Raw genomic sequence first — 25351 nt, forward strand, 5'->3', positions numbered from 1 at the left:
AACTAGGTTTTTTTGTTCTACAAGTACTGTCACTCAACAAAATGGTGCTAGGCGGAAGGTTTTTTATTCGTTTTATGGGTTTGTGTGGCGTATTTGTTGGGTTTTGCCCCGGGTTTCTTCAGTCGATAATTTCCCTTTTTCGCGACGGAGCGCTTGGGTGCGATGGTGTAAATCGTCTTTTTGTACAGTGAATATTGAGTGTTGTCATACAAGTTAAGCAGCGTTTTATTGAGATTCCCGTCATCGAAAAGCGCGCACGGTGATACGATCCGGATACCCGCTTTTCGGATGATCACCATGCAAGAAGACATCGACGCACCTGCCCGCAAGCGTGCCCATAACCTGGCCCATGATCTGGTGAGCAAACTGACCCAGAGCATCCTGCTCGGTCAGATGGTGCCGGGGGATAAGCTGCCGTCGGAGAACTCGATTGTTCAGGAGCATGGCGTCAGTCGCACGGTGGTGCGCGAAGCGATCTCGAAGTTGCAGGCTTCGGGGCTGGTGGAAACCCGTCACGGCATCGGCACTTTTGTTCTGGAGCGGGCACCGGATCAGGGGTTGCGTCTGAATGTCGATACGGCGCTGGGCGTGCGCAGTATTCTGGAGTTGCGCATGGGCCTGGAAACCCAGGCTGCGGCGCTGGCAGCGGTTCGTCGCACAGACAGGCAGTTGGCGCAGATGCGTGAAGCGCTGGATGACTATCAAAGCCTGTTGGCCAACAACGACAGTTGCGTCGAGGCAGACAAACGCTTTCATCTGCTGATCGCCGAAGCCACCGGCAACGCGTGTTTCACCGAGATCATGCAGCACCTGGGCAGCGCCATGATCCCCCGGACCCGCGTCAATGCCGCCGAGCGCGGGTCGGCGGATTTGAGCAAGCTGGGGCACCTCGCCAACCTCGAACACGAGGCGATTCTAAACGCCATCAAACGCCAGGATCCGGATGCGGCGCGGGCGGCAATGTGGTTACACCTGACTAACAGCCGCGACCGCTTTTCGGCTGATCGGTAGTCGCCGTTGGTCTCCTTGATAGCACCCCTTTTGCAGATTGTCCGACGACAGGCGATAAACGAAACCCGGCCGATGGACCCAATGTCAGTCAGTTAAGGCGCGGAACCTGTGGGAGCGGGCTTGCTCGCGAAAGCGGTGTATCAGGCGACATCAATGTTGACTATGCCGCCGTCTTCGCGAGCAAGCCCGCTCCCACATAGATTTGCGCCTTAACTGACTGGCATTGGCCAATGGGCCGCGTTTTTTGTGGGTACAGGTTTATTACGTCATCGTTCTTCGCGGGCACTATTGGCCTCAATCCCCCTTCGGCAACTCAATCACAAACCGCGTCCATCCCTTATCCGATTCGCAACGAATCTGCCCGCCATGGGCGCGGATGATTGACTGGGTGATGGCCAATCCCAACCCCGCATGCTCACTGCTGCCTTCACGGCGCGCCGGGTCTGCCCGGTAGAAGCGGTCAAACAAGCGCGGCAACAAGTCTTCAGAAATCACTTCCCCGCTGTTTTCAACCGTCAGGCTCAGGCCTGTCGGCTGCTCAACTATCTTCACCCGAACCTCGCCACCGCTCGGGGTAAACCGCAGTGCATTGTCCAGCAGATTGGACAGCGCCCGGCGCAACATGCTGCGGTCGCCCTGCATGCGCGCGGTGCCGTCACGACTCAATTTCACCTGAGCTTCCTCGGCCAGCGGCGCAAAAAATTCCAGCAGCACATCGGCTTCTTCCGCCAGTTCCAGCGCTTCGCGCTTGGGCATCAGCAAGCCGTGGTCAGCCTTGGCCAGGTACAACATGTCATTGACCAGTTGCGCCATCCATTGCAGTTCTTCGAGATTGCTGTGCAGTGCTTCGCGGTAATCCTCGATGGGGCGAGGGCGGGTGAGGGTGACCTGGGTGTGGGTCAGCAGGTTCGACAGCGGTGTGCGCAGTTCATGGGCGATGTCGGCGGAAAACGCCGAGAGCCGCTGAAAAGAGTCGTCGAGGCGTCCGAGCATGGCGTTGAAACTGTAAGCCAGTTCCTCGAGCTCTGGCGGCATGTCTGCTTCTGGCAGGCGAGCGTTGAGCGATTGCGCCGACACGCCGCTGGCGACCGCACTCATGCGCCGCAACGGGCGCAAACCGCTGCGTGCGGCCCAGGCTCCGAGCAGAGCAGTGGCCAGCGCCGACAAACTGACCGTCAGCCAAATCAGATGCTGCATGCGCTGCAGGAAATGTTGGTGATGGGTGATGTCCAGCAACAAGGTCAGTTGCGGTGAATCGGGTTTGTCGGGGAACAGCGGTGCATTCAGGACGCGGTAGTCAGTGCCGTCATCGCTCATCGTTGATAGGCCCAATTGGCGCGGCAAGTCTTTGGGTAAACGGGCCGAGCTGTCGTACAAGCGTTGGCCGTCGCTGCCAATGATGCGCAGGGAAAGATCGGCTTGTCGGCTCAATTCATCGGCCAGTCGGGTCTCGCTTTCGCTGGACGGAATGTCATCCAGCGCCCGGCGCAAGCCAATCAGCTTGCCATCCAGCAACTGCTGGTCCAACTCGACAAAGTGCGCCTCGCTGGCGCGGCTGAACAACACCCCGGCGAACAACGACACCACGGCAGTGCAAGCTGCGAACAGCAGCGCCAGACGATTGCTTAGAGAGAGTCGGCGCATCAGGCAGGGCGCTCTTCAAGGACGTAGCCCATGCCGCGCACGGTATGGATCAACTTGTTCGGGAAGTCATCGTCGATTTTCAGGCGCAAACGGCGGATCGCCACTTCGATCACATTGGTGTCGCTGTCGAAATTCATGTCCCACACCTGGGAAGCGATCAGCGACTTGGGCAGAACTTCACCCTGACGTCGCAAGAGCATTTCCAGCAGGGCGAATTCCTTGGCGGTCAGGTCGATGCGCTGACCGTTGCGTTCGACCCGGCGACGAATCAGGTCCAGGCGCAAGTCGGCCAGTTGCAGGCTGGTTTCCTGAGGCGTGGCGCTGCCGCGACGCAGCAGACTGCGAACCCGCGCCAGCAGTTCGGAGAAGGCGAACGGCTTGACCAGATAATCGTCGGCACCCAGTTCCAGGCCGTGAACCCTGTCCTCCACAGCGTCTCGCGCTGTAAGAAACAGTACTGGTGTGTCGAGGCCCGCGCCGCGCACTGCTTGCAGAATCTGCCAACCATCGCGACCGGGCAGCATCACATCGAGGATCAACAAGGCGTAATCGCCGCTCAACGCCAGTTGCTGGCCGGAGCTGCCATCGGCCACCAGTTCGGTGGGGAAACCGGCCTCGGTCAGGCCCTGACGCAAGTAATGGCCAGTTTTCGGTTGGTCTTCGACAATCAGCAGTTTCATGGGCGACTCGGGCAGTTGGAACGGTTGCGTTATACCGTGTGCGGCGGCGATACAGGCCAACCTGACAAAGTTGTAATCTGCCTGTCAGGTGGCTGGCAGAGCACGCGGGTTAGAGTTTCCCACAAGCTGAACCTCATCTTGTTGGAGAGCGACTATGTTTTTGCAAAATCGTCTGGTACTGACCGCTTGCTTGCTGACTCTGAGCTTGGGACTGGAGGCTTCGCCGGCGCATTCCTACGACTTCGGTCAACCGGCGGCAGCGACCAAGGCTACCCGTAGCGTTGAAGTGGTGATGGGCGATATGTCCTTCACTTCCAAGGCGATTGATATCAAGGCCGGAGAAACCGTGCGTTTTGTACTGGTGAATAAAGGCCAGTTACTGCACGAATTCAACCTCGGCGACGCAGCGATGCATGCCCGGCACCAGCAGGAAATGCTGCAGATGCAGCAAAGCGGCATGCTGATGCCTACAGGCATGAAGGCCATGGACCACGGCGCCATGGCCACAATGGATCATTCCTCCAAAGGGCATGGGATGAAACACGATGATCCGAACAGTGTGCTGGTGGAGCCGGGCAAAACCGCCGAGCTGACCTGGACCTTCACCAAGGCCACCAACCTGGAATTTGCCTGCAATATCCCCGGTCACTATCAGGCCGGCATGGTCGGCAAACTGACAGTCAGTCAGTAAGCACTCAAAGGCGGGAGCAAAGGCTGGTAGAATCCGCTGATTCTTCAGTCAGGTTTCCGTCATGCATCCCGCAGCCGAACATTCGCCGCTGGGCAAGTCCAGCGAATACATCGCCACCTACACGCCGTCCCTGCTGTTCCCGATCCCGCGCACCGCGAAATGGGCCGAGCTGGGCCTGACGGCTGAAACCCTGCCGTACAAGGGTGTGGACTTCTGGAACTGCTTCGAACTGTCCTGGCTGTTGCCGTCCGGCAAACCCGTGGTGGCGATTGGCGAATTCAGCATTCCGGCGGATTCGCCGAATATCATCGAATCGAAGTCGTTCAAGCTGTACCTCAACTCCCTGAACCAAACAGCGTTTGCCGACACCGCAAGCCTTGAAGCGACGCTGGCAAAAGACCTTTCGACCGCAGCCGGCAAACCGGTGGGCGTGCGGATTCGCAGCCTGAAAGATGTTGAGGCGGAAGGCGTCGTGGCGTTGCCGGGTGTGTGTATCGATGACCTGGATATCAGCGTCAGCAACTATGAGCATCCGCGTCCGGAACTGCTGCGGTGCAATGAGTCGCTCATTATTGAAGAGTGCGTACACAGCCATTTGCTCAAATCCAACTGCCCGGTCACCAGTCAGCCGGATTGGGGCAGCGTAGCGGTGGAGTATCGCGGCGCGGCGCTGGACCATGCGAGTTTGCTGGAATACATCGTGAGCTTCCGTCAGCACTCGGACTTCCATGAGCAGTGCGTGGAGCGGATTTTCCTCGACCTGCAACGGTTGCTCAAGCCAGAGAAGCTGACGGTGTATGCACGGTATGTGCGTCGTGGCGGGCTGGACATCAACCCGTATCGCAGCACGGAAGAAGTGCAATTGCCGAACCATCGGCTGGTTCGTCAGTAAAGTTCCAATGTGGGAGCGGGCTTGCTCGCGAAGACGTGGGCACATTCAACATGAAAGTGCCTGCTAGACCGCTTTCGCGAGCAAGCCCGCTCCCACAAGGGATTGCATTTCAGGTCGCAGGCATTAAAAAGCCCCGCTATCGATAGCAGGGCTTTTTTGTATCTGGCGGGTTCAGATCCCCATGTTGCCCAACGCTTGCACGATGTTGCGCAAGGTGCCAGCAAGGGTCGGGTGTTCAAGTTCGAAGCGCTCGACGGCCAGGTTCACATTGTCGGCGAGGCTGGTGTCCTGGGTTTTGGTTTCGAGTTCAAGTTCCAGTTCGATCTGTTGCATCAGCGCGTGCAGGTCAGCGCGCTCGGCTTCGGTAAGCGGTGGATTCTGTTCCAATTGCTCGCGCAGTTTGTTGAGCTGTTCTTGCAGTTCGCGGGCAGGCATGGCGTTCTTCCTTTTATCGATAGGCACTGGCATAGACCGCAGCGGCGCGCCAAAGGTCTATGGCTGACCTTTAGATTAATCCACTCCCGGGCAAACTGCATGATCTCGATCAGGGCTTCTCGCCCTTGAGCCGGCGCAGGCTGATATCGGCCAGGCAGGTGTCGAGTTCGCCCAGATGATCGATTACCGAATGCACGCCCAGGCCGAACAACTGCATTGTCGCCTTGCCGCGCAGGTGTTCCCGTTCCTTTTGGCTCAAGGCCTGCCATTCGCTTGGAGCCAGCCCGCACAGCGAGCCGCAGGACGCCAGGCCAATGGTCCACAACCCGGCATTCAGGCCCGATTGCAGGAGTCGCGGTTCGCCGCTGACCAGCACACAACCGTCCAGTCGTTCGACATTCAACGCCATCAAGGCTTGCCAACAGGCGTTCGGGGCTGGGCATGGATTGATTGTTGCCAGGTGTTGCGAAGGTTTGATCCATTCCGGGAGTGCCCCGGCCAGAGAGTGGCTGAGGGCGGGGGGCAGCTCATCGAGCCAGGCGCAAGGAATCTGTTGGCGCTGCAAGCTGGACAGGCTGTCCAGAGCGCCAAGCGTGACTTCGGCATGCTCGGCAGTCAGTGTGCCGCCTTGGCGAGTACGTGCGCCGAAATCCACCAGGCATCCGCTGAGGCCGAACAGTACCGCGGTCAGGCTGGGGGCGATGAGAGGCGTGGTTTCGGCGCGTGGCATATCAACATCCTTGAAATAGTAACAAGGCTATTCGTGGACGGTGACAGTTGAGTGACACTGATATGAATCGCTTCCAGCCAGGAGAATCATCCGGAGGTCATCGCGCACGATGCTGCCTAAACCGGGTTTTCCGTCATATACTAGCGGCCTTTGCGCCTGGGCCAAGCCCCCGCGCCAGTACGAATCCAAGGAGTTTCTCTATGCGCTGGAGCAATCATCTCGCTCAGCTTTGTATGTGTGCCAGTGTATTGCTGGTTCCGTTCGCGGCCCAGGCGGCCACGGAAGAAGACCCTTGGGAAAGCATTAACCGCCCGATCTACAAGTTCAACGATTTTGTCGACACTTACGCACTGAAGCCATTGGCTCAGGGCTATCAATTCGTCACGCCGCAGTTTCTGGAAGATGGCATCCACAACATGTTTCGCAACGTCGGCGACGTGACCAACCTCGCCAACGACGTGTTGCAAGCCAAGCCCGCTGCGGCAGGCGTCGACACCGCGCGTTTGATCTTCAACACCACCTTCGGCCTGCTGGGCTTTTTCGACGTGGGTACCCAGATGGGCCTGCATCGCAATGATGAAGACTTCGGCCAGACCCTCGGTTACTGGGGCGTGGGCAGCGGTCCGTACCTGATGTTGCCGCTCATGGGGCCAAGCACCTTGCGTGATGCGCCTTCCAAGTATGTCGACGGCTATACCGGCCCGTACCGCTACATCCATGACGTGCCGGTGCGTAATTCGATCTTCGGCCTGAACATCGTCGACACCCGCGCCAACCTGCTGTCGGCCGAGAAACTGGTCAGCGGCGACAAATACACCTTTATTCGCAATGCGTACCTGCAAAATCGCGAATTCAAGGTCAAGGACGGCCAGGTCGAAGACGATTTTTAATCTCGGCCGGTAAAACGAAGAAGGCGGCCATGTGGCCGCCTTCTTTCGTTTGGCTTGCGGGTAAATTCGGGGCTATTTCATTTTCAGGATTGTAAGCCCGAGTTTCTGATTGGAACCGTCCTGTGTTTTCACCCACACCACTTCGGTATCGGCCTCAAGGCCTTTGAGCGCTGCATGATCGGAATCAATCCGCACGCTGAGATGGTCACCGACCTTGAATAAGCGAGGCGCCTCAACTTGCATGCCACTGCTGGAAAGGTCGATGCAGACGGCTGGCACCTCGTCGCCTTCATGAATCAGCGCCACATCGGCATCGACCCGCATGCGGATGAAATCGCGCTTTTCGCTGTAGTCCCGATCAGTTTGGCTCATGGGCTCGATCCTTCCTTTGGGTTACGGTTTTGCCTGTTCTTATAACTCCCGGTGATTTGACAAGTAAAGACGTCAAGCGACCATCGGCGTGAGCTTGAAACGCCTCGCGGATGGGAGTACCGTCTGCGCCTTAGAAGGGCACCTTTGGTGTACCTGTAAGTAGGGCTAACGCTCGAAAACGGTGCGGCAGAGAGGCTAGAAAGCGAATCCAGTAGTGTGTGCGGGGGCCAATGCCCAGCCTGCTACGCCAACCTAATTCTGGCGCCGTTTGCCCACATGCCAAAAACCAGTGCCACGCTGCTGATAATCGATGATGACGAAGTAGTGCGCGCGAGCCTCGCGGCCTACTTGGAAGACAGTGGTTTCAGTGTCCTGCAGGCCAGCAACGGCCAGCAGGGTCTTCAGGTATTCGAGCAAGACAAGCCCGACTTGGTCATCTGCGATCTGCGCATGCCGCAGATGGGCGGACTCGAACTCATTCGCCAGGTCACCGAGCTGTCGCCGCAAACCCCGGTGATCGTGGTGTCGGGCGCGGGCGTGATGAACGACGCGGTCGAGGCCCTGCGCCTGGGCGCTGCGGACTATCTGATCAAGCCTCTTGAAGATCTGGCCGTGCTCGAGCACTCCGTGCGCCGGGCCCTGGATCGTGCGCGCCTGCTGCTGGAAAACCAGCGCTATCGCGAGAAGCTGGAAAAGGCCAACCGCGAGCTCGAAGCCAGCCTGAACCTGCTCCAGGAAGACCAGAACGCCGGTCGCCAGGTGCAGATGAACATGCTGCCGGTCAGCCCCTGGAGCATCAACGAGTTCCAGTTCGCGCACCAGATCATTCCGTCGTTGTACCTGTCGGGCGATTTCGTCGACTACTTTCGGGTCGATGAGCGTCGGGTAGCGTTTTACCTGGCGGACGTTTCCGGCCATGGCGCCTCTTCAGCCTTCGTTACCGTGCTGCTGAAGTTCATGACCACGCGCTTGCTGTTCGAATCCAAGCGCAACGGCACATTGCCGGAGTTCAAGCCTTCAGAGGTTCTTGGTCATATCAACCGGGGCCTGATCAGTTGTAAGCTGGGTAAACACGTCACAATGGTCGGTGGAGTCATCGACGAGGAGACCGGTTTGTTGACCTATAGCATCGGCGGTCATCTGCCGTTGCCTGTGTTGTACACGCCAGACAGTGTTCGTTACCTGGAAGGGCGCGGTCTGCCGGTGGGCCTCTTCAATGAAGCCACCTACGAAGACCACGTACTGGAATTGCCGCCAGTGTTCAGCCTGACGCTGATGTCTGATGGCATTTTGGACCTTTTGCCAGAACCCACACTCAAAGATAAAGAAGCTGCTTTGCCTCAACGGGTGAAGGCAGCGGGCGGCAGCCTGGATGGTCTGCGCCAGGTTTTTGGATTGGCCACGCTAGGGGAGATGCCGGATGATATCGCCCTGTTGGTGTTGAGCAGGAATCTTTAATGAGTACCGGTAGAATCCAGTTCGCCGAGCAGGATGGCACCTTCGTCCTGAAGTTCGTCGGTGAAGTTCGCCTGACCCTGTGTTCGGCGTTGGATGCGACTATTGAGCGGATCTTCACCGCGTTGAATTTCAACGCCATCGTGATCGATCTGACCGAAACCCGCAGCATCGACAGCACCACCCTGGGCCTGCTGGCCAAACTGTCGATCCTGTCGCGGCAAAAGGTCGGCCTGCTGCCGACCGTCGTCACCACCCACGAAGACATCACCCGTCTGCTGCAGTCCATGGGCTTTGAGCAAGTGTTCAACATCGTTGACCGCCCGATCCCATGCCCTGAATGCCTGACCGACCTGCCAGACCAGGATCAGTCCGAAGAAGTGGTGCGCGTCAAAGTCCTCGAAGCGCACAAAATCCTCATGGGCCTGAACGACTCCAACCGTGAGGCGTTCCATGACCTGGTGAATGCGCTGGAGCGGCATTGATCCTTTGAAGTGATGGAGGGCCGCTCTGGCCCCATCGCGAGCAGACTCGCTCCCATCTAATTCTTCGTTAAATACGCGATCTCAGCCATACCATAAACCCTGTGGGAGCGGGCTTGCCCGCGAAGGCGTCCGCACACCCGCCACGGCCACCAGCGCGAAGCCAACCCAATCCCCACTACCAAACACGCACAAAAAAGGGCGAACCCGCTAAGGTTCGCCCTTTTTGCACAGCTTCGAACTAGATCACAGCTTGGCCTGCAACAACGCCTCAAGCTTCTCCTGATCCCGAGCAAACTGACGAATCCCCTCAGCCAGCTTCTCGGTCGCCATCGCATCCTCGTTGGACAACCAACGGAACTGCGCTTCATTCAGGCTCAGACGCGCCTCACCAGCATGCCCCGGCGCCAATTTGCGCTCCAGTTTGCCAGTATCCGCCGCCAGCTTCTCCAGCAGATCCGGGCTGATGGTCAATCGATCACAACCGGCCAACTGCTCGATCTGATTCAGATTACGGAAGCTCGCGCCCATCACCACAGTCTTGTAGTCATTGGCCTTGTAGTAGTTGTAGATACGCGTCACCGACTGCACGCCCGGATCATCCGCGCCGGTGTAGTCGTTGCCAGTGGCCTTCTTGTACCAGTCGTAGATGCGGCCCACGAACGGCGAAATCAGAAACACCCCGGCATCGGCACAAGCGGCAGCCTGAGCGAAGGAGAACAGCAGCGTCAGGTTGCACTGAATGCCTTCCTTTTCCAGCTTCTCGGCAGCGCGAATGCCTTCCCAGGTCGAAGCGATCTTGATCAGCACACGGTCACGGCCAACGCCGGCCTTGTCGTACAGGTCGATCAGACGGTGCGCACGCTTCAATACGGCGTCAGTGTCGAACGACAGGCGCGCATCCACTTCAGTGGAAATACGGCCCGGTACAACCTTCAGAATTTCTTGCCCTACCGCAACGCCAAAACGGTCACTGGCCAAGCCCACATCGCCCTTGCAGTCATGAACGCAAGCGTTCAGCAACTCGGCATAAGCGGGGATGGCCGCCGCTTTGAGCAGCAGGGAAGGGTTGGTGGTAGCGTCCACGGGTTTAACGCGAGCGATTGCTTCGAAGTCGCCGGTGTCGGCAACCACGGTGGTCATTTGTTTGAGTTGTTCCAGCTTGGAAGTCATGAGCGTGCTCTGTCCTATGGGTCTAATGACATTACCCGAGCGCTTGCAGCCACTCAAGGGCGCGTACGTGTATCGATAGCCCCAGCGGCAACATCCTGAAAACGGATGTTTGAAAGGCGGGGCGTGGTATCGGTAGATACGATGCTGAAATAGGGGACAGGTTCAACGCAGGTGACGGTTAGCGCCCCTCCAGCAATTCCGCAGCCTGATCCAGTAACGCCAAAGGCTCTTTGGCCTTATGAATATCCACCGACAACAACTGCCGAAACTTCCGCGCCCCCGGAAACCCGGTGCCCAGCCCCAGCACGTGCCGAGTGATGTGGTGCATCGACCCACCCGCCAGCAGATGCTCGGCGATATAAGGCCGCAATTGCGCCAGCGCCTCGGCCCGACTGATCACCGGTGCCTTGCTGCCGAACAGCTGCTGATCCACCTCAGCCATCACATAAGGATTGTGATACGCCTCACGGCCCAGCATCACGCCGTCAAACGTCTGCAAATGCTCGTGACAAGCCTCCAGCGTCTTGATCCCGCCGTTGAGAATAATCTCCAGCTCTGGAAAATCCGTCTTCAACCGCGCCGCCACGTCATAGCGCAGAGGTGGAATGTCGCGGTTCTCCTTCGGCGACAACCCCTCCAGAATCGCAATCCGCGCATGCACGGTAAAACTCGTGCACCCGGCATCCCGAACCGTGCCGACGAAATCACACAACTCCTCGTAACTGTCCCGCCCATTAATCCCGATCCGATGCTTCACCGTCACCGGAATCGACACCGCATCACGCATCGCCTTCACACAATCAGCCACCAACTGCGGATGCCCCATCAGGCACGCGCCGATCATATTGTTCTGCACCCGATCACTTGGGCAGCCGACGTTTAGGTTTACCTCGTCGTAGCCATGGTCCTGGGCCATGCGTGCGCAGGCTGCCAGGTCCAGCGGGACACTGCCGCCGAGTTGCAGGGCGAGCGGGTGTTCGGCTTCGTTGTGACGCAGGAAGCGGTCATGGTCGCCGTTGAGGAGCGCGCCGGTGGTGACCATTTCGGTGTAGAGGAGGGCGTGTTTGGAGAGCAGGCGTAGGAAAAAACGGCAGTGACGATCGGTCCAATCCATCATCGGGGCGACGGAGAAGCGGCGGGAGAGCGGAGCGGGTGTGGCGGTGATTGGGGGCATTGGCGTTTCTGGAATGGGTGAGGCTGGGAGGTGGGGAGTTTATCAGGATTGGGCTTGCGGGGCTCAGGTGAGTATTGCTGCGGTAGTTCGGGACAAATGGACAGAAGAATGAAAGGGATTCAGGGAGATAACGCGAGTAAATAGATCCCACCCCATTTTTCGTGGGATTCTCTTTTTCGCCATAAGTAGTAATCAAAGAAACCCGGCCAAACACCGGGTTTTTGCGGACAGTTCACAAGTCATCCAGATCAGGGAATCTGATCTTGCCAACAATCCAGGGCTCTACGATATCGTTGCGCATCGTACGCAGGAACGAACCCCATTCTTTACGATTGTGAGCATCTGGCCCCGTGACCGTGAGCAGTAAGTATTCATCTCTGAAGTCGTCGTAGGCATAGATTAGCCAGAAGTCATTATCAGGGTCATCAACAAGGCGGTGCGATAATACTGACGACTGATTTTTGCCCAGCGAGTTTGTATCTCTTCTGTACTCGCGAGGTGGATATGGTGCATTTCGCTCAGGTCGAGCTTCTCGTCTCTACCGAAAATGGCAGGCAGGTCGCCGAACAACTTGTAGTTGTAGAACTGTGCGGCAATTGTTTCCCAGTGTTTTACTTTTTGAAAAACTGCAGCAATTTTAACTGCCTGCATCCAGACCTACTTTGTAATAGGAAGCTTGCCAGTGATCACAAACGTATCAAAGACCTTCTGCCCATCACGCGCTGCTTCCCGAACATCCAGGAACGTCAGTTCTTTATGGACGACCTTTCTGCGGGGCTTGTCGGTTTTTTTAGTGGTGGCCATCGGAGCCTCCGAAAGATGTGTATTCATGCTGACCAGCTTATGTGATTGAAGGGATCCGGGCAAACCGCGACAGCGGTACACGGGGCTACATTTTTTTTTATCGAATTCGATGATGCCGAGGGCGTCCGGGGAGGGCGCCCCTTTTTGACGTCAGGAGGGTTCAGCATCCATGCGTCGGGCGATAACGTCCAACACATCGCAGCCATCGCGTAATGGCACGCAGCACAGTAGCGCGAAGTCACTGAGTATTACTGAATCCGTGGTGATATCACCGCGCATCGCAAGGTTTTCAAGAATCTGCGTCACAGCTCGAATTCTGTAACTGGCGGTGCTGAGCAGTGAGTGCAAAGGTTGTGTGGTGTTTACAAAAAGGCTTGGCAGATCGTCGGCATTGCTGGTTAAAGCCATGTATTCGTTCATGTGGAGCTCCATTAATTCAAGAAAACTACTACTCAATCGTCGCCAAACGAATGGGTGGTAGCCGTACGCGGGTTGGCGAACCGGGCAATGGAGAAACCGGCAGACCCTAAGGTCTCCCGCGCACAGCCACCATAAAACAGGCAGCTAGGTGCGTTCCGAAGCGCTCCGAAAATGGTCGAAGGCTTCAGTTCAATTGCCATCGAGTCGCCAAACCCGACACGCCATTTGGGCGTCGGGTGGACTATAGGCCTCGTGACAAAAACGCAGCAATGGATAAGTGTACGGACAATTCCTAGTGTGGTGTAGGACGTTACTCTTTTGACAGTTTGTCTGGGCGAGGGCATCAATCGTGATGCGTTGCTGTTGCAGGACTTCGCGCGGGTGGCGATTCCGCTGTGCGCTGGCTGCGATTTGCTGGATGTGATGGAGCGGCGCTTCTTCATGACCCCGTCATTCAGGTCTATGTCACCTCAAGCATGAAGGATTAAACTGCCGCAGATTTCTGCTTCCTAAACTCAAGGATGAAACATGATTCGACCCTCATTTTCCAGCGCGTGGGCGGCATCTCAACGGATTTACGACACCCTCAATCCATCTGAAAAAGTTGCGACAGTCATCGGCGGCAATGTTGCAATGAACATTAACAGTCGTGATCCGGCCCTGAGGTGGGTCAACACGTGCGCAGTGCGCATGAGTTATATCCTCAATTACTCCGGCTCACTCATACCGCGAATAGTTGGCGAAACTGTGTCTGGCGCTGACAAGCGCTGGTACTTTTATCGCGTCAAAAGCCTGATTGCCTATCTGGAACAGCAATGGGGAAGTGCCGAGACGGTTAAATACCCGGCCGCAGATGGCGGTACCCTGGCGGGCCGGAAGGGTCTTGTATTGTTTGAAGTTTCTGGCTGGTCGACGCTCAGGGGCATGCCACATTGTTTGACGGCAGAATGTGTTATGACCACTGCTATTTCAACGAGCCGGGCATGAACTATCAAACCGACCGCGCAAACTTCTGGAGTTTGTCTTGATGAAGTATTTGACTGCGGTCTTGGTACTGGCTTGGGCCGCCGCGCCTTCTTACAGTTGGTCCAAGGATGATCCGACCAACTCCCCACAGGCAGGCGGGCGCACCTACGCGCAAAATTACAAGGATATGGTGCTGGCAGACTGCATCGCTACAGCCTACAAGAGCGAACCTAAAGTCGCCCAGGACGCCGGAAGCAGTGCCAGTGCGCTTATGGACTGGACCTATTTTGATCTGGAGCAAGCACCTCAAGCCGGTAGACCTCTGGTTGACCAGTTTCTGGCTCGTGATTATCACAATCCACTGGTCGAATCAGAGCGCCAAGGCGTTCGCTTTGAACTGCTCAAATGCCTGGACCTGTATCACAGCAAAGAGTTGGACAGCCAGGTCAGGCAATTGGTCATCAATCCCCAGCATACCTATCGTCAGGACAACCCGCCGCGCCCCAAAAAGGATTGACCCCGTGTCGCGATTGAAGATGAGCAGCCGTTGACGGGCTTTCGGCCCAGGATGACGACTTTAGATCGTGCCGTCACGCTTCCGGTCCACAGGAAACTGAAAATGATTTCGAGGATGCAACGGCTGAAATGCTTCCGCCGTTGCGTGATCTGCCTGATGCATTGCGAGTTCTGTTATTGCGACTGCTTCGCAGCCGAACGCAGGCTTCGCCAGCTGCTACAGGTAGTATGTAGCGAGCTATTTCGCCTCTGGCACCGCTATCCACTGACCCAGAATTTTCTGGTAGTTGCCCGTCACCTTGGCAAGATGCAGCCACTGATCGACGTACAACTTCCAACTAATATCATCGCGCGGCAGCAGGTAAGCCTTCTCCCCATACTGCATAAATTGCGTCGGGTTAACCGCGCACAACCCCGGTTTGAGTTTCTGCTGATACAGCGCTTCCGAAGCATCGGTAATCATCACGTCAGCTTTCTTATCCAGCAGTTCCTGGAAGATGGTCACGTTGTCGTGAAGCTGCAATTGCGCTTTGGGCAGGAAGGCGTGGACAAAGGCTTCGTTGGTGCCGCCGGCCGGTTCGACCAGGCGAACGGAAGGTTGGTTGATTTGTTCGATGGTCTGGTATTGCGCCTGGTTTTCGCAGCGCACCAGTGGGATTTTGCCGTCGACATCCAGCGTGGTGCTGAAGAAGGCTTTTTTCTGGCGTTCCAGCGTGACGGAGATGCCGCCGACGCCGATGTCGCATTTGCCCGCGAGCATGTCGGGCATCAGGGTTTTCCAGGTGGTCTGGACCCACTCAACCTTCACCCCCAGGCTGTCGGCCAATGAGCGGGCCATGGCGATGTCGATCCCCGAGTATTCGCCGTCTTCACCTTTGAAGGTATAGGGTTTGTAGTCGCCGGTCGTGCAAACGCGCAGTTGGCCTTGTTGCAGGACGGTGTCGAGATGGGAAGGGGATTGCTCTGCCTGAACGCCGCTGGCTAGCGCGAGCAGGCCACAGAGCATCATTGTGCTTTTTATGGTTTTCATTGTTATCGGGCTTTGTGATGAAGTGGGATTCAAGCGGAAGTCAGTGTAGTGAAAGCACTTCTCGATTGTCATCCATTGTCCCAATATCCCGTTCACTCCAGCGCGTGATACGCGTCAGGCAAGGCCCGACACGTATCCCTTCACATTAGTTGTTTATCCACAAGCCACGGACTTCGAACTCTTAAGATGCGCTTCAATCGAGTTGCTGGCAGAGTGGACTCTTACTCCCTTGAGTTTATCGAGTGGCGGCTCTTTCCAAAGCTTTGATGCGTCGATGGGAAGGATGACCTGTATAGCAGCCCCTTGGGGCGGATCAGCAACAAAATCGAAGTCTTGAATGCCGTCTGGTGGGAACTGAATGTAAATCCGCGGCTCCAGTCTCGGGTTTGTCCATCCACCAGAATTCACCAGGCCAATTGCCGATATGTGTAGCTGCGGTGGGTTTGATTTAAGTAACTTTAACTCGACATCCACCACTTTCATTACTTCAGCCATTTTCGATCTCCTTTCGATAATTGCGCCGCATTTTCACCTTGGCGCTTGGGTGTTGAACCCCATGGCTTGAAATCTGGTGGTTAGACGCTAGTAAAGGACTCTCACCCTGTCCACTGACTGCTAGTCCGGTCATCGGATGCTTCATTAGTGTCCATCTGCGGACTCAACGTCCCCAACCAGGCCACCAACCCCACGATCACCACCGCAGCCACCCATTCCACCACCACGCTGCGCCGCAACGCATTAGCGGCGACGGCGTATTGCCCGTCCCGCAACGATCGCTCCAATAACGGCCCAAGGTGAAACCGGTTCAACGCGGCGAGCACGAGCATTCCAGCAAACAGCACCACTTTGATGAACAGCAAAACCCCGTAAATACTGAGAAATACCTCATCCAGTTTCGGCCCGACAATGAACAGATAATTCACAACCCCTGTCACCGTTATGACCACCACGATGACCGCGCCAATCACCTCAAATCGATTAACGGCGCGGGCCAGCAACCTGATGCGCACTTCAGTGTGCAGGGCGTTGATTCTTGCCATCAGCGCAAACGCCATCAATGCGCCAAGCCAGGCCCCTGCCGTCAGCAGGTGCAGAATGTCCACCGTGAAATGCCAGAAACGACGACTGCCTTCATCCATGGCGCCATGCCCGTTCCAGGCCAGGCTGGAAAGAGCAACACCGCCGGCAAAAGCTGCAACCCATAAACTGAAACCAGGCGCACGGAGCATCACCGCTAAGCCCGCGACGACCAGCGCAACAATGCGAACCCCCCAAGCCAACCCGACGTTCGTCTCGAACAGCATCATCTCGATGTGCGGACGCAGTTCGGCGAAGTCCGATTCCCCGCTCATGGCACTCACCATCATCAGCATGCTGGCGACGGACAGCAGCGCACCCATCACTGCCATCCCCGCCAACATCGGCCGAAACGGCAACACCGCTCCCGACAGCCGTTCCTGTCCTTTAAGGCTATACAGCCCAAAGAGCGCCACCCCAAACAACAGCATCAAATCCACATACAACGCAAAGCGCAGGGCAATGCTGATTGAGTCGCTCATCCATCACTTCACTTTGAATGTAACGTTGCCGGTGATCGGGTGAGTGTCCGAAGACACGGCGCGCCATTCGACTTTGTAGCTGCCGGTGGGCAGTGGCGAAAGCGGGGTGATGACCATGGTTTTCGGGTCGCTGCCGCCGGAAACTTTGGCCTTCATGGGCATGGGCGAGTGGGCCATGCCGGGCATTTCGGTCATGACCAGTTTGGCGCCGGAGAACTGGGTCATGAGGTTTTCGGAGAAATGCAGTTCGATGTTGCTCGGCGCTACACCGTCCGCACCTTCGGCCGGGGTGGAGGAGAGCAGTTTCGGGTGGGCTTGAGCGAGTGCGCTCATGAGCAGCCCGGTTGAAAGTGCGATGGCAACAGCGGTGGTTTTGATTGTGCGCATGCAAGGCCTCTTACCGCTTTAAGCGGTTGGTTTTTAGGTTTTCGAGTTAATACATTTAGAACCACAGCCGAACGCCGACGACAAGGCGGGCTTCGCTGCGGTCCTCGCCTTCGTCCTTGGCGTAATCGGCGGTTTTGCCGTAGGTGCGGTTCCAGGTCACGCCAATGTAGGGCGCGAATTCCCGGCGAATTTCATAGCGCAATCGCAGGCCGGCTTCGGTGTTGGACAGCCCGGAGCCGATGCCCCGTTGCGGGTCGTTTTTGCCGTAGATATTGAGCTCGGCAGTCGGCTGCAAAATCAGCCGGTTGGTGAGCAGGATGTCGTAGTCGCCCTCCAGCCGTGCAGCGGTCTGGCCACCTTCGCCGATGAAGGCGGTAGCCTCGGCTTCGAAGTTGTACAGCGCCATGCCTTGCACGCCTAGTGCGGCCCAGGTTTGTGGGGCGCCGGGTTTGAAATCCTGGCGCACGCCGGTCACCACGTCCCACCAGGGGGAGATGGCGTGGCCCCAAAGGGCCTGGACTTCCGCGTCTTCGGTTTTGCCATTGACGCGCTCGCCTTCGGAGCGCAGCCACAGGCGATCGATGTCGCCGCCGATCCAGCCGGACAGATCCCATGCCAATGCGCTGCCGTCGTCGGCGTCCTGCCATTCGAGTTTGTCGGCGAGCAAGTAATAGTTGAGCGCGGAGTCATGCACGGCATGGCCGGCGGGACTGACGTAGACGGCAGCGCGGTCGGCGTCGGTCAATGCCGGGATCGGCGTGCGACTTTGGGTCGGCGCGGCGGGCTGCATCTGGCCGTTGTCCATGCTCTGCATTTGGCTGTGATCCATGCCCGGCATCTGGCTATGGTCCATGCCCTGCATATCGTCGGTAGCAGCCATGGCCGAAGAAGCCGTGAAGCCAGCGAGTGCCAAAGCGAGGCGGGTAGAGCGATTCAGTCTGGTCATGGGTAGCGCCTCATTCTTCCACGCGAACTTCACGGAACATGCCCATTTCCATGTGGTACAGGAGATGGCAGTGATAGGCCCAGCGGCCGAGCGCGTCGGCGGTGACCCGGTAGCTGCGCTTTGATCCCGGTGGCATGTCGATGGTGTGTTTGCGCACCATGAACTGGCCGTTCTCGTCTTCGAGGTCACTCCACATGCCGTGCAGGTGAATGGGGTGAGTCATCATCGTGTCGTTGACCAGCACTACACGAATTCGCTCGCCGTACTTGAGTCGCAGCGGTTCGGCGTCGGAGAATTTCACGCCGTTGAACGACCAGGCGAATTTCTCCATGTGGCCGGTCAGGTGCAGCTCGATGGTGCGACCGGGCTCGCGGCCATCCGGGTCTTCGAAGGTGCTGTGCAGGTCGGAGTAGGTCAGCACGCGGCGACCGTTGTCGCGTAGGCCCAGGCCCGGGTCGTCAAGTTTCGGCGAGGTGCTCATGGCTTGCATGTCCACCAGCGGGTTGTCTTTTTCCGTGTCTGGGTGGGATTGCATACCGGCCATGCCGCCCATGGCCATGCTGCTGTGATCCATGCTGGCCATGTTGTCCATGCCCTGCATGTCACCGCCGTCCATGCCCGTCATGCCTTGCGGTGCACTGTGATCCATCCCCGCCATGTCGCCGCCCATGCTGCCGTGATCCATCCCGCCCATGCCCATGTCATCCATGGTCACCAGCGGTCGCGGATCCAGCGGTGGCACTGGCGCCGACAAGCCGGCCTTCACCGCAAGGGTGCCTCGTGCAAAACCCGTTCGGTCCATTGACTGGGCGAACAGGGTATAGGCGTCCTGGGTCGGTTCGACGATGACATCGAACGTCTCCGCCACCGCGATGCGGAATTCGTCGACGCTCACCGGTTTGACGTGTTGGCCATCCGCCGCGACCACGGTCATTTTCAGGCCGGGGATGCGCACGTCGAAGTAGGTCATCGACGAGCCGTTGATGAAGCGCAGTCGCAGCTTTTCGCCGGGGCGGAACACGCCCGTCCAGTTCATGTTCGGCGCCTGGCCGTTCATTAAGTAGGTGTACGTGGCGCCGCTGACGTCGGCCAGATCGGTGGGGTTCATCTTCATCTCGGCCCACATCTTGCGATCGGCAACTGTCGAGCCCCAGCCTTTCTCGCTGACGTCGTGGATGAAATCGCCCACGGTGCGCTTGTGGTAGTTGTAATAGTCGGATTGTTTCTTGAGTTTGCTCATCAGGCCGACCGCGTCTTCATCGGTCCAGTCAGTCAGCATCACCACGTAATCGCGGTCGTACTGGAAAGGCTCCGGTTCCTTGGCGTCGATCACCAATGGCCCGTAAACCCCGGACTGTTCTTGAAAGCCCGAATGGCTGTGATACCAGTAAGTGCCGTTCTGCCGGACTTTGAACTGGTAGACGTACATCCCGTCCGGCTCTATACCGTGAAAGCTCAGGCCCGGCACGCCGTCCATGTTGGCGGGCAGCAAGATGCCGTGCCAGTGAATGGAAGTGGTGTCCTTGAGTTTGTTCTTCACCCGCAGCGTGACGGTGTCGCCTTCCCGCCAGCGCAGCAGGGGGCCGGGAATGCCGCCGTTGATGGTCATCGCGGTTCGAGGGTTGCCGGTGATGTTGACCGGGGTTTCGCCGATGTACAGGTCGAACTCGGTACCGGCCAGCACGTTCGGTTCGCCGGGGCTGGTGACCGCCCAGACCGGTGTGCGCCACAGCCCGAGGCCCGCGAGGGCTCCACCCGCGGCCAGGCCCTTCACGAAAGTGCGTCTTGAGGTGTTGGAATGCATGCCGTTTTTCCCGTACGTCAACCTGGTGAAGCCCTCAAGTCCATCCTGAGCGGAGGGAGGAGAACTTAATGAGGTGAAGGTTAACGGGCGGCGCCTTTCAGCAGACTGAGGCCAAGATTACATTTCTGACAGTTTCACTCGGTGTTTAGTGACTTCTGTTCGGCTTGGACGAGTCTGCCACGGTCGCGTTACCGCAATTGATATACGAAGAAGACTTCAACCAGCGCTGATCCGGATAGTAAGAAAACAACAGCTGCCCATCCTTCATCGAGTCGATCAGCTGATGCGCAATCGCAGGCCTCACCGCCGGGCAACCCAGGCTTCTGCCGATCCGGCCATTCGCCCGCGCCAGGTCAGGACTGACATACGGCGCGCCATGAATGACGATCGCCCGCTCGAAAGCATTGTCGTTGAAACCCGGCTCCAGACCTTCCATGCGCAACGAGTAACCGTTCTGCCCGACATAGCTGGACTGGGTTCGGTACAAACCAAGACTGGTGGCGAAGCTGGCATTGCGGTTGGAGAACTGACGGGCCATGTTTTCGCCGCTGTTGCGACCGTGGGCAACCAGTTCGTGGAACAACAACTTGCGTTGTTTAAGGTCGAATACCCAAAGGCGTTGCGCGGTCGAGGGCAGGGAATAATCGATGACTGCTAGTCTTTGCACCGGGGCAGCGCTTTGGGCCCGGCTGCATTGGGAAGCGCGTACGGCCAGGGCTATCACCTTGGCGTTGGCATTGGGGGCCGCTTTGATCAGCGCGGCTTCAAGCGAATCGGCGTAGGCTGCCGGTAAGGTACACGCGGTCAGCAACAGGGCCGTCATTAAAAAGCCGAAGCGGTCTAGGGCCATATGCAAGTCTCATCTGATTGTTTCGAGTCTAGCAGCGCGCACGACGCTAGCCGGTTGAAAACGGGAGATTAAGGATTATCCATGGGGCAGTTAACAAGGTTATTCGTCATAAGCCGCATATTTTTTATGGGCTTTCTGATAAGCGGCATGGCAATTGCGGAAACTTCGCCGATTGAGCAGCCATCTCCCGTTAGCGTCGTCGCGGAGGCAGCACCTGGCGATTACGTCGCCCAGGCGATTCAGGCGGCGTTGGCGCCATTGAGTTCGGCGTTTCCCCCGTTGCTCACGTCACCGAGCCATCAACGGGTCGACGTTAACCGAGCAGTGATGGACTTTTATAGCCATCGTGGCTATCGCGCCGCCTGGACGGACGATGACGATGTCGTCCAGTTATTGAAAAGCCTGAGCGACACCGGGGTCGATGGCCTGGACCCCGAGGATTTTCGAATTGCCGAACTGGTCACGGCCAGAAACTCGATGCAGGCAACTGAACCAACCCCCGGACAACGGGCGGCTTTTGATATCTCGGCGACCCAGACGTTCATCACGGCGCTGCTGCAGTTGCGGCGCGGCAAGGTCGACCCTTCGCGACTGGACATCCATTGGAATTTCGACCCGGTCGGCATCGATCCTCGGGAGGACGTCAATCTTTTCTTCGCTGCCCTCGATAGCCATGACGTCGCGCGCGCGTTCGCTCAAGCGCCGCCACAAGAAGCGATTTATGGCACGTTGCGACAGGGCCTGGCGCAATTGCGCAGGGTTCGCGACAGTGGTGGTTGGCCAAAGGTCCCGGGAGGGCAGACACTCAGGCCTGGCATGGACGACGCCTCGGTTGCGCAGTTGCGAGCCCGTTTGGTGGCGGGTGGTTACCTAAGCGCGAAAATGAACGCGCGCTCCGACTACGACGACGCCGTCATGGCGGCGGTGAAGAAATATCAGGCCGAGCAATACCTCGGGGCGGATGGTGTGGCGGGGCCGGCGACACTCGCGGCGCTGAATGTGCCGGTCGAGGCGCGAATCGATCAGGTCCGCGTGAACATGGAGCGGGCGCGGTGGCTGCTGTACAAACTTCAGGGTACTTTTGTCATCGTCGACATCGCCGGGTACAAGGTTTCGTTCTATCGCGATGGCAAGCTGATATGGCGCTCCCGGGTGCAGGTTGGTAAACCGTATCGCAGCACACCGATTTTTCAATCCGAGATCACTTACATCACGTTCAACCCGACCTGGACCGTGCCGCCGACCATTCTGGTCAAGGACATGCTGCCGAAGATTCGCAACAATCCCGGTTATCTTGATGCAAACCGGATCCGCGTGATCGATCGAGAAGGCAACGTGCTCGACCCGTCGACTGTCGATTGGGACAACCCGCGCGGCCTTACGCTGCGTCAGGATGCCGGGTCGGATAACTCGCTGGGGCAGGTGGTCATTCGCTTTCCCAATGATTACGCCATTTATCTGCACGACACTCCGCATCGTGAATTGTTTGCGCAATCCAATCGTGCGACCAGTTCGGGCTGTATTCGGGTAGAAAACCCGCTGCAACTGGTGGAGCTGTTATTCAACGATCCGGTTCGCTGGAACAGCGAGGGGATTCAAAAGCAGTTAGCCAATGGCAAGACAGAGAACATCAGGCTCCCCGTGAAAGTGCCGGTGCTGTTGGCCTATTGGACAGTGGACCTGAGTCTTGATGGGCGAGTGACGTTCAAACCCGATGTGTATGGGTACGATAACCCTGTGTTGCGGGCGCTGAATCTGCCTTCGGAACGGCCAACACTGGACGGGAGGCGAGCGGCGCCTCCCTCGATGGCGGTGGGGCAGAACAAGCTTTAAAGCCCCAGCCCTTCTTGCACCGCCAGAAGCAGGTTGTGTTCGGTCAGCGCGATCGCATCCGGTTGTTGTCCGGATTGCTCGATCGCCTGAAGCCACCAATGCGTATGGCCGTGTTCATCCACGGTTCGCAATAGCGCGAGTTCCTTGTCTGTCGAGTGAATCTCGATCCGCCCGGCACCGTCGGCGGTGAAGCGGGCGACGGGATCGAAGGTGATGCTGTGGTGGTTGCCTTCGATCAGCAGTTGGTCGATGGCGTAGTCGTAAGTCGCCCCGTCCGGAGCCCTCTCGAACACGTGAGTGGAATTGCGTCGCAGCTTCAGGCCCACTTCGATCAGTGGCTGCAGCCAGGCTTCGATCTGGTGATACAGCTCGTAGACCTGGGCGGGCCAGCTGTCGATAGCCTGATCGGCGATGGTCGCATCGGCACTGGTTTGCCGGGATTGTTTCAGCTTCTCGGCGAGCTCATCTGCTTTACTCATTTCGATTTCCTGTCGTGATGTCAGTTAATCGTAGCTCCTTCAAGATAATGCTGTTTTGCCTTGCGTCATGCGATTGAAACACCCCGCGGTCCTTGGGATAAATGCCAGTCAGTTAAACGGTAATGCGATCCTGTAGCAGCTGCCGAGCTTGCGAGGCTGCGTTCGGCTGCGCAGCAGTCGTGAATGCGGCTGACGAGATCTGCCTGACGTATCGCAATCTCTGGTTTTACGACTGCTGCGCAGCCGAACGCAGCCTCGCGAGCTCGACAGCTGCTACAAAAAAAGTGCGTCGCGGCTAATTGCTTAACTAAAGCTGTCGCGGGTGAAGGCGCTGATTACCCCTCGGCGCGTATTTCACTCGTCGGGAAGTCGATCTCTGTAGATCTGGCGCATTTACCCCGCACAACCCCGTAGACTAAGCTCACAAAAAATAAGGGTTTTGGGCCTTTGCCCATGCCTTACCCTTTCAGGACTCGCTTTTGCCTATCCCCATTCCCGATCCGCACCACGCGCCCGATGGTGCCTTGAGGCGGTTGCCCCTGCTCAAAGCTGCGGTGCTGTTTATTGCGGCAGTGTGCCTTTGTCTTTGTGGGCTGCTTTATCTGCAACTGGAGCAGTCGCGTCGTCACGATCTGGCGTTGGCCGAGGTGTCTTCGTCGAACCTGACGCGAGCCATGGCGCAACAGGCCGAAGACACGTTCATGAAAGCCGATCTGGTGCTGATCAGTCTGGTGGACTGGATTCAGGCTGAAGGTTTCGACGCTGTCCAGACGCCACGCTTGCAGAAAACCTTCGCCCGGCGGGTGCAGGCGCTGCATCAGTTGCACGGGATATTTCTGTTCGACAAGCAGGGGCAACGGGTCGTGACGTCGTTCGAAAACCTGTCCCGTGGCCCAGGTGTGGCGGACCGCGAATACTTCAGGTTTCACCAGCAGAACGTATCGTCCCTGGCACACATCGGCCCAGCGATTCGCAGTCGGGAGAGTGGCGAATGGATCATTCCGGTGTCCAGACGGATAAACGACCAGGACGGCAATTTCCAGGGGGTGTTGCTGGCCGGGATCAAGATGTCGTACTTCGACCAGTTCTTCAAAAGCTTCAGCCTCGATAACAACGGCGCGATGTTTTTGGCGTTGACCGATGGAACACTGCTGGCGCGACGGCCGTTTGTGGAATCGCAGATCGGCACGTCATTGGCTCAGGGGGAGATTTTTCAAAAACTTCTGCCCAGTGCGACATCCGGCAACGCCATGATCAACTCGGTGGTGGATGGCATCGTTCGGTTGTATGGCTACCGACAACTCGATACCTATCCGGTGGTGGTCGCGGCGGCATCTTCCAAAGACGCGATCCTCAAGGACTGGTATGACACGGCGATTCAATCCAGTGTGATCGTCGCTCTGGTCGTCCTCGGCGTGGGGTTGTTCGGTTGGGTGTTCATTCATCAGGTGCGTGCGGGCGAGCGCATCGAGGCGGATTTGCGCGAGGCGCAGAAAACCCTGGAGCTGATCGCCACCCACGATAGCCTGACCGGGTTGGCCAACCGTCGATTGTTCGAGCGGGCGCTGGAGGTCGAGTTCGGGCGCGGTGCCCGGCGGTCGAGCCCGCTGAGCCTGATCATGCTCGATATCGATTACTTCAAACGCTATAACGACACCTACGGTCATGTGGCGGGGGACCATTGCCTGGCCGAAGTGGCGCGGGCACTGAAGAGTTGCTGTCACCGCAACGCCGATCTGGCGGTGCGCTACGGCGGCGAAGAGTTTGCAGTGCTGCTGCCGGACACCGACATCCATGGTGCGCTGACGATCGCCGAGCAGATCCGTCGCAGCGTCATGGACAAGAACATCATCCACAGCGGCTCACCCACGGGCTACGTGACGGTCAGCCTTGGCTGTTATTCGTTTGTGCCGACGGGGCACGACAGCACCGAAATGTTGATCAAGCGCGCGGATTCGGCGCTGTACCAGGCCAAGCATTCGGGGCGAAATCGTTCGGCGGTGTTGTCCATGGAAGGCGGCGTCGAGGCGCTGATGCGCTCGGACCGCTAATGCTAGTCAGTTAAGTGCAATCCATGTGGGAGCGGCGGTGCGGCGATCCGACTTGCTCGCGAAGTCGGCGGCACAGT

General features: G+C 57.7%; 27 protein-coding genes and 1 pseudogene. 10 read left to right on the plus strand and 18 right to left on the minus strand.

Going from position 1 to position 25351, the window contains the following annotated elements; genetic code table 11:
• Window positions 1–297 precede the first annotated feature (297 nt).
• Window positions 298–1011, plus strand: a complete 714-nt coding sequence (locus IB250_RS05160; RefSeq protein ID WP_123497997.1) for a FadR/GntR family transcriptional regulator — start codon at window positions 298–300, stop codon at window positions 1009–1011.
• A 294-nt stretch (window positions 1012–1305) separates the two neighbouring features.
• Here IB250_RS05160 and IB250_RS05165 read toward each other — a convergent pair whose 3' ends face one another.
• Both IB250_RS05165 and IB250_RS05170 read right to left on the minus strand, forming a co-directional pair.
• Window positions 1306–2655 carry a heavy metal sensor histidine kinase gene (locus tag IB250_RS05165; RefSeq protein ID WP_192343289.1) on the minus strand — a complete coding sequence of 450 codons (1350 nt, stop codon included), beginning with the start codon at window positions 2653–2655 and terminating at the stop codon, window positions 1306–1308.
• Window positions 2655–3335, minus strand: coding sequence for a heavy metal response regulator transcription factor (locus tag IB250_RS05170; protein WP_192343290.1), 681 nt, complete (start codon window positions 3333–3335; stop codon window positions 2655–2657). The genes IB250_RS05165 and IB250_RS05170 overlap by 1 nt, the downstream gene beginning before the upstream one ends.
• Before the next feature lie 154 nt (window positions 3336–3489).
• Between IB250_RS05170 and IB250_RS05175 the strand changes: the two genes are divergently transcribed.
• Both IB250_RS05175 and queF read left to right on the plus strand, forming a co-directional pair.
• A complete protein-coding gene (locus IB250_RS05175; RefSeq protein ID WP_192343291.1) occupies window positions 3490–4026 on the plus strand; it encodes a plastocyanin/azurin family copper-binding protein in 537 nt (178 codons plus the stop codon).
• A 61-nt stretch (window positions 4027–4087) separates the two neighbouring features.
• Window positions 4088–4918 carry an NADPH-dependent 7-cyano-7-deazaguanine reductase QueF gene (queF, locus tag IB250_RS05180; RefSeq protein WP_192343292.1) on the plus strand — a complete coding sequence of 277 codons (831 nt, stop codon included), beginning with the start codon at window positions 4088–4090 and terminating at the stop codon, window positions 4916–4918.
• Window positions 4919–5089: 171 nt separating this feature from the next.
• Here the strand turns inward: queF and IB250_RS05185 are convergent, their stop codons facing one another.
• Both IB250_RS05185 and IB250_RS05190 read right to left on the minus strand, forming a co-directional pair.
• Window positions 5090–5353 carry a DUF4404 family protein gene (locus IB250_RS05185; RefSeq protein WP_192343293.1) on the minus strand — a complete coding sequence of 88 codons (264 nt, stop codon included), beginning with the start codon at window positions 5351–5353 and terminating at the stop codon, window positions 5090–5092.
• A 109-nt stretch (window positions 5354–5462) separates the two neighbouring features.
• On the minus strand, window positions 5463–6083 hold the full coding sequence (locus tag IB250_RS05190; RefSeq protein WP_192343294.1) for an HAD family phosphatase: 621 nt from the start codon (window positions 6081–6083) through the stop codon (window positions 5463–5465).
• Between the two features lie 200 nt (window positions 6084–6283).
• On the opposite strand from IB250_RS05190, the gene IB250_RS05195 reads away from it, so the two are divergent.
• The gene (locus tag IB250_RS05195) at window positions 6284–6973 is read left to right on the plus strand and encodes a VacJ family lipoprotein (protein ID WP_192343295.1); all 690 of its coding nucleotides are present in this window, start codon (window positions 6284–6286) and stop codon (window positions 6971–6973) included.
• Window positions 6974–7045: 72 nt separating this feature from the next.
• On the opposite strand, the gene IB250_RS05200 is transcribed toward IB250_RS05195, so the two are convergent.
• Window positions 7046–7345 (minus strand): PilZ domain-containing protein, encoded by a 300-nt coding sequence (locus IB250_RS05200; protein WP_123497823.1) that lies wholly within the window; start codon window positions 7343–7345, stop codon window positions 7046–7048.
• Between the two features lie 276 nt (window positions 7346–7621).
• Between IB250_RS05200 and rssB the strand changes: the two genes are divergently transcribed.
• Both rssB and rssC read left to right on the plus strand, forming a co-directional pair.
• Window positions 7622–8803: a two-component system response regulator RssB gene (rssB, locus tag IB250_RS05205; protein ID WP_008076016.1), complete on the plus strand. Its 1182-nt coding sequence runs from the start codon at window positions 7622–7624 to the stop codon at window positions 8801–8803.
• A complete protein-coding gene (gene rssC, locus IB250_RS05210) occupies window positions 8803–9285 on the plus strand; it encodes an anti-sigma factor antagonist RssC (RefSeq protein WP_007897104.1) in 483 nt (160 codons plus the stop codon). Before rssB ends, rssC begins: the two co-directional genes overlap by 1 nt.
• 243 nt (window positions 9286–9528) lie before the next feature.
• Here the strand turns inward: rssC and tal are convergent, their stop codons facing one another.
• The 5 genes from tal to IB250_RS05235 form a co-directional block, all read right to left on the minus strand.
• Window positions 9529–10455, minus strand: a complete 927-nt coding sequence (tal, locus tag IB250_RS05215) for a transaldolase (protein ID WP_192343296.1) — start codon at window positions 10453–10455, stop codon at window positions 9529–9531.
• Window positions 10456–10633: 178 nt separating this feature from the next.
• Window positions 10634–11629, minus strand: coding sequence for a tRNA dihydrouridine(20/20a) synthase DusA (gene dusA / locus IB250_RS05220; protein ID WP_008076014.1), 996 nt, complete (start codon window positions 11627–11629; stop codon window positions 10634–10636).
• A 399-nt stretch (window positions 11630–12028) separates the two neighbouring features.
• Window positions 12029–12280 (minus strand): type II toxin-antitoxin system YafO family toxin, encoded by a 252-nt coding sequence (locus IB250_RS28600; protein ID WP_225603316.1) that lies wholly within the window; start codon window positions 12278–12280, stop codon window positions 12029–12031.
• Between the two features lie 6 nt (window positions 12281–12286).
• Window positions 12287–12433: a hypothetical protein gene (locus IB250_RS05230; protein ID WP_192343297.1), complete on the minus strand. Its 147-nt coding sequence runs from the start codon at window positions 12431–12433 to the stop codon at window positions 12287–12289.
• Window positions 12434–12583: 150 nt separating this feature from the next.
• Complete coding sequence (locus IB250_RS05235) at window positions 12584–12853, minus strand: hypothetical protein (RefSeq protein ID WP_007947603.1); 270 nt, start codon at window positions 12851–12853, stop codon at window positions 12584–12586.
• Window positions 12854–13381: 528 nt separating this feature from the next.
• Here IB250_RS05235 and IB250_RS05240 point away from each other — a divergent pair.
• Together IB250_RS05240 and IB250_RS05245 are read left to right on the plus strand one after the other, a co-directional pair.
• A pseudogene (locus tag IB250_RS05240) lies at window positions 13382–13881 on the plus strand (type VI secretion system amidase effector protein Tae4).
• Window positions 13881–14336, plus strand: a complete 456-nt coding sequence (locus IB250_RS05245) for a type VI secretion system amidase immunity protein Tai4 (RefSeq protein ID WP_192343298.1) — start codon at window positions 13881–13883, stop codon at window positions 14334–14336. The pseudogene IB250_RS05240 and the gene IB250_RS05245 overlap by 1 nt, the downstream one beginning before the upstream one ends.
• A 237-nt stretch (window positions 14337–14573) precedes the next feature.
• Here the strand turns inward: IB250_RS05245 and IB250_RS05250 are convergent, their stop codons facing one another.
• From IB250_RS05250 to IB250_RS05280, 7 genes are all read right to left on the minus strand, one after another.
• Complete coding sequence (locus IB250_RS05250) at window positions 14574–15365, minus strand: transporter substrate-binding domain-containing protein (protein WP_048395177.1); 792 nt, start codon at window positions 15363–15365, stop codon at window positions 14574–14576.
• A 153-nt stretch (window positions 15366–15518) separates the two neighbouring features.
• Window positions 15519–15860: a hypothetical protein gene (locus IB250_RS05255; RefSeq protein WP_192343299.1), complete on the minus strand. Its 342-nt coding sequence runs from the start codon at window positions 15858–15860 to the stop codon at window positions 15519–15521.
• Window positions 15861–15961: 101 nt separating this feature from the next.
• Window positions 15962–16924 (minus strand): copper homeostasis membrane protein CopD, encoded by a 963-nt coding sequence (gene copD, locus IB250_RS05260; protein WP_192343300.1) that lies wholly within the window; start codon window positions 16922–16924, stop codon window positions 15962–15964.
• Between the two features lie 3 nt (window positions 16925–16927).
• Window positions 16928–17311: a copper homeostasis periplasmic binding protein CopC gene (gene copC, locus IB250_RS05265; protein ID WP_192343301.1), complete on the minus strand. Its 384-nt coding sequence runs from the start codon at window positions 17309–17311 to the stop codon at window positions 16928–16930.
• Window positions 17312–17366: 55 nt separating this feature from the next.
• Window positions 17367–18257 (minus strand): copper resistance protein B, encoded by an 891-nt coding sequence (locus IB250_RS05270; protein ID WP_192343302.1) that lies wholly within the window; start codon window positions 18255–18257, stop codon window positions 17367–17369.
• 10 nt (window positions 18258–18267) lie between these two features.
• Entirely contained in the window at window positions 18268–20061 is a 1794-nt protein-coding gene (locus IB250_RS05275; RefSeq protein ID WP_192343303.1) for a copper resistance system multicopper oxidase, read from the minus strand.
• Window positions 20062–20206: 145 nt separating this feature from the next.
• The gene (locus tag IB250_RS05280; RefSeq protein ID WP_123501404.1) at window positions 20207–20911 is read right to left on the minus strand and encodes a murein L,D-transpeptidase catalytic domain family protein; all 705 of its coding nucleotides are present in this window, start codon (window positions 20909–20911) and stop codon (window positions 20207–20209) included.
• A gap of 81 nt (window positions 20912–20992) precedes the next feature.
• Here IB250_RS05280 and IB250_RS05285 point away from each other — a divergent pair, with 81 nt between their 5' ends.
• Complete coding sequence (locus tag IB250_RS05285; protein WP_192343304.1) at window positions 20993–22744, plus strand: L,D-transpeptidase family protein; 1752 nt, start codon at window positions 20993–20995, stop codon at window positions 22742–22744.
• Here the strand turns inward: IB250_RS05285 and IB250_RS05290 are convergent.
• Window positions 22741–23223: a hypothetical protein gene (locus tag IB250_RS05290; RefSeq protein ID WP_192343305.1), complete on the minus strand. Its 483-nt coding sequence runs from the start codon at window positions 23221–23223 to the stop codon at window positions 22741–22743. The two genes, IB250_RS05285 and IB250_RS05290, sit on opposite strands and share 4 nt — an antisense overlap.
• 479 nt (window positions 23224–23702) lie before the next feature.
• On the opposite strand from IB250_RS05290, the gene IB250_RS05295 reads away from it, so the two are divergent.
• Window positions 23703–25274: a GGDEF domain-containing protein gene (locus IB250_RS05295; protein WP_192343306.1), complete on the plus strand. Its 1572-nt coding sequence runs from the start codon at window positions 23703–23705 to the stop codon at window positions 25272–25274.
• The last annotated feature ends 77 nt before the right edge of the window (window positions 25275–25351 follow it).

It is taken from the genome of Pseudomonas sp. PDM09, assembly GCF_014852305.1.
Taxonomy (GTDB): domain Bacteria; phylum Pseudomonadota; class Gammaproteobacteria; order Pseudomonadales; family Pseudomonadaceae; genus Aquipseudomonas.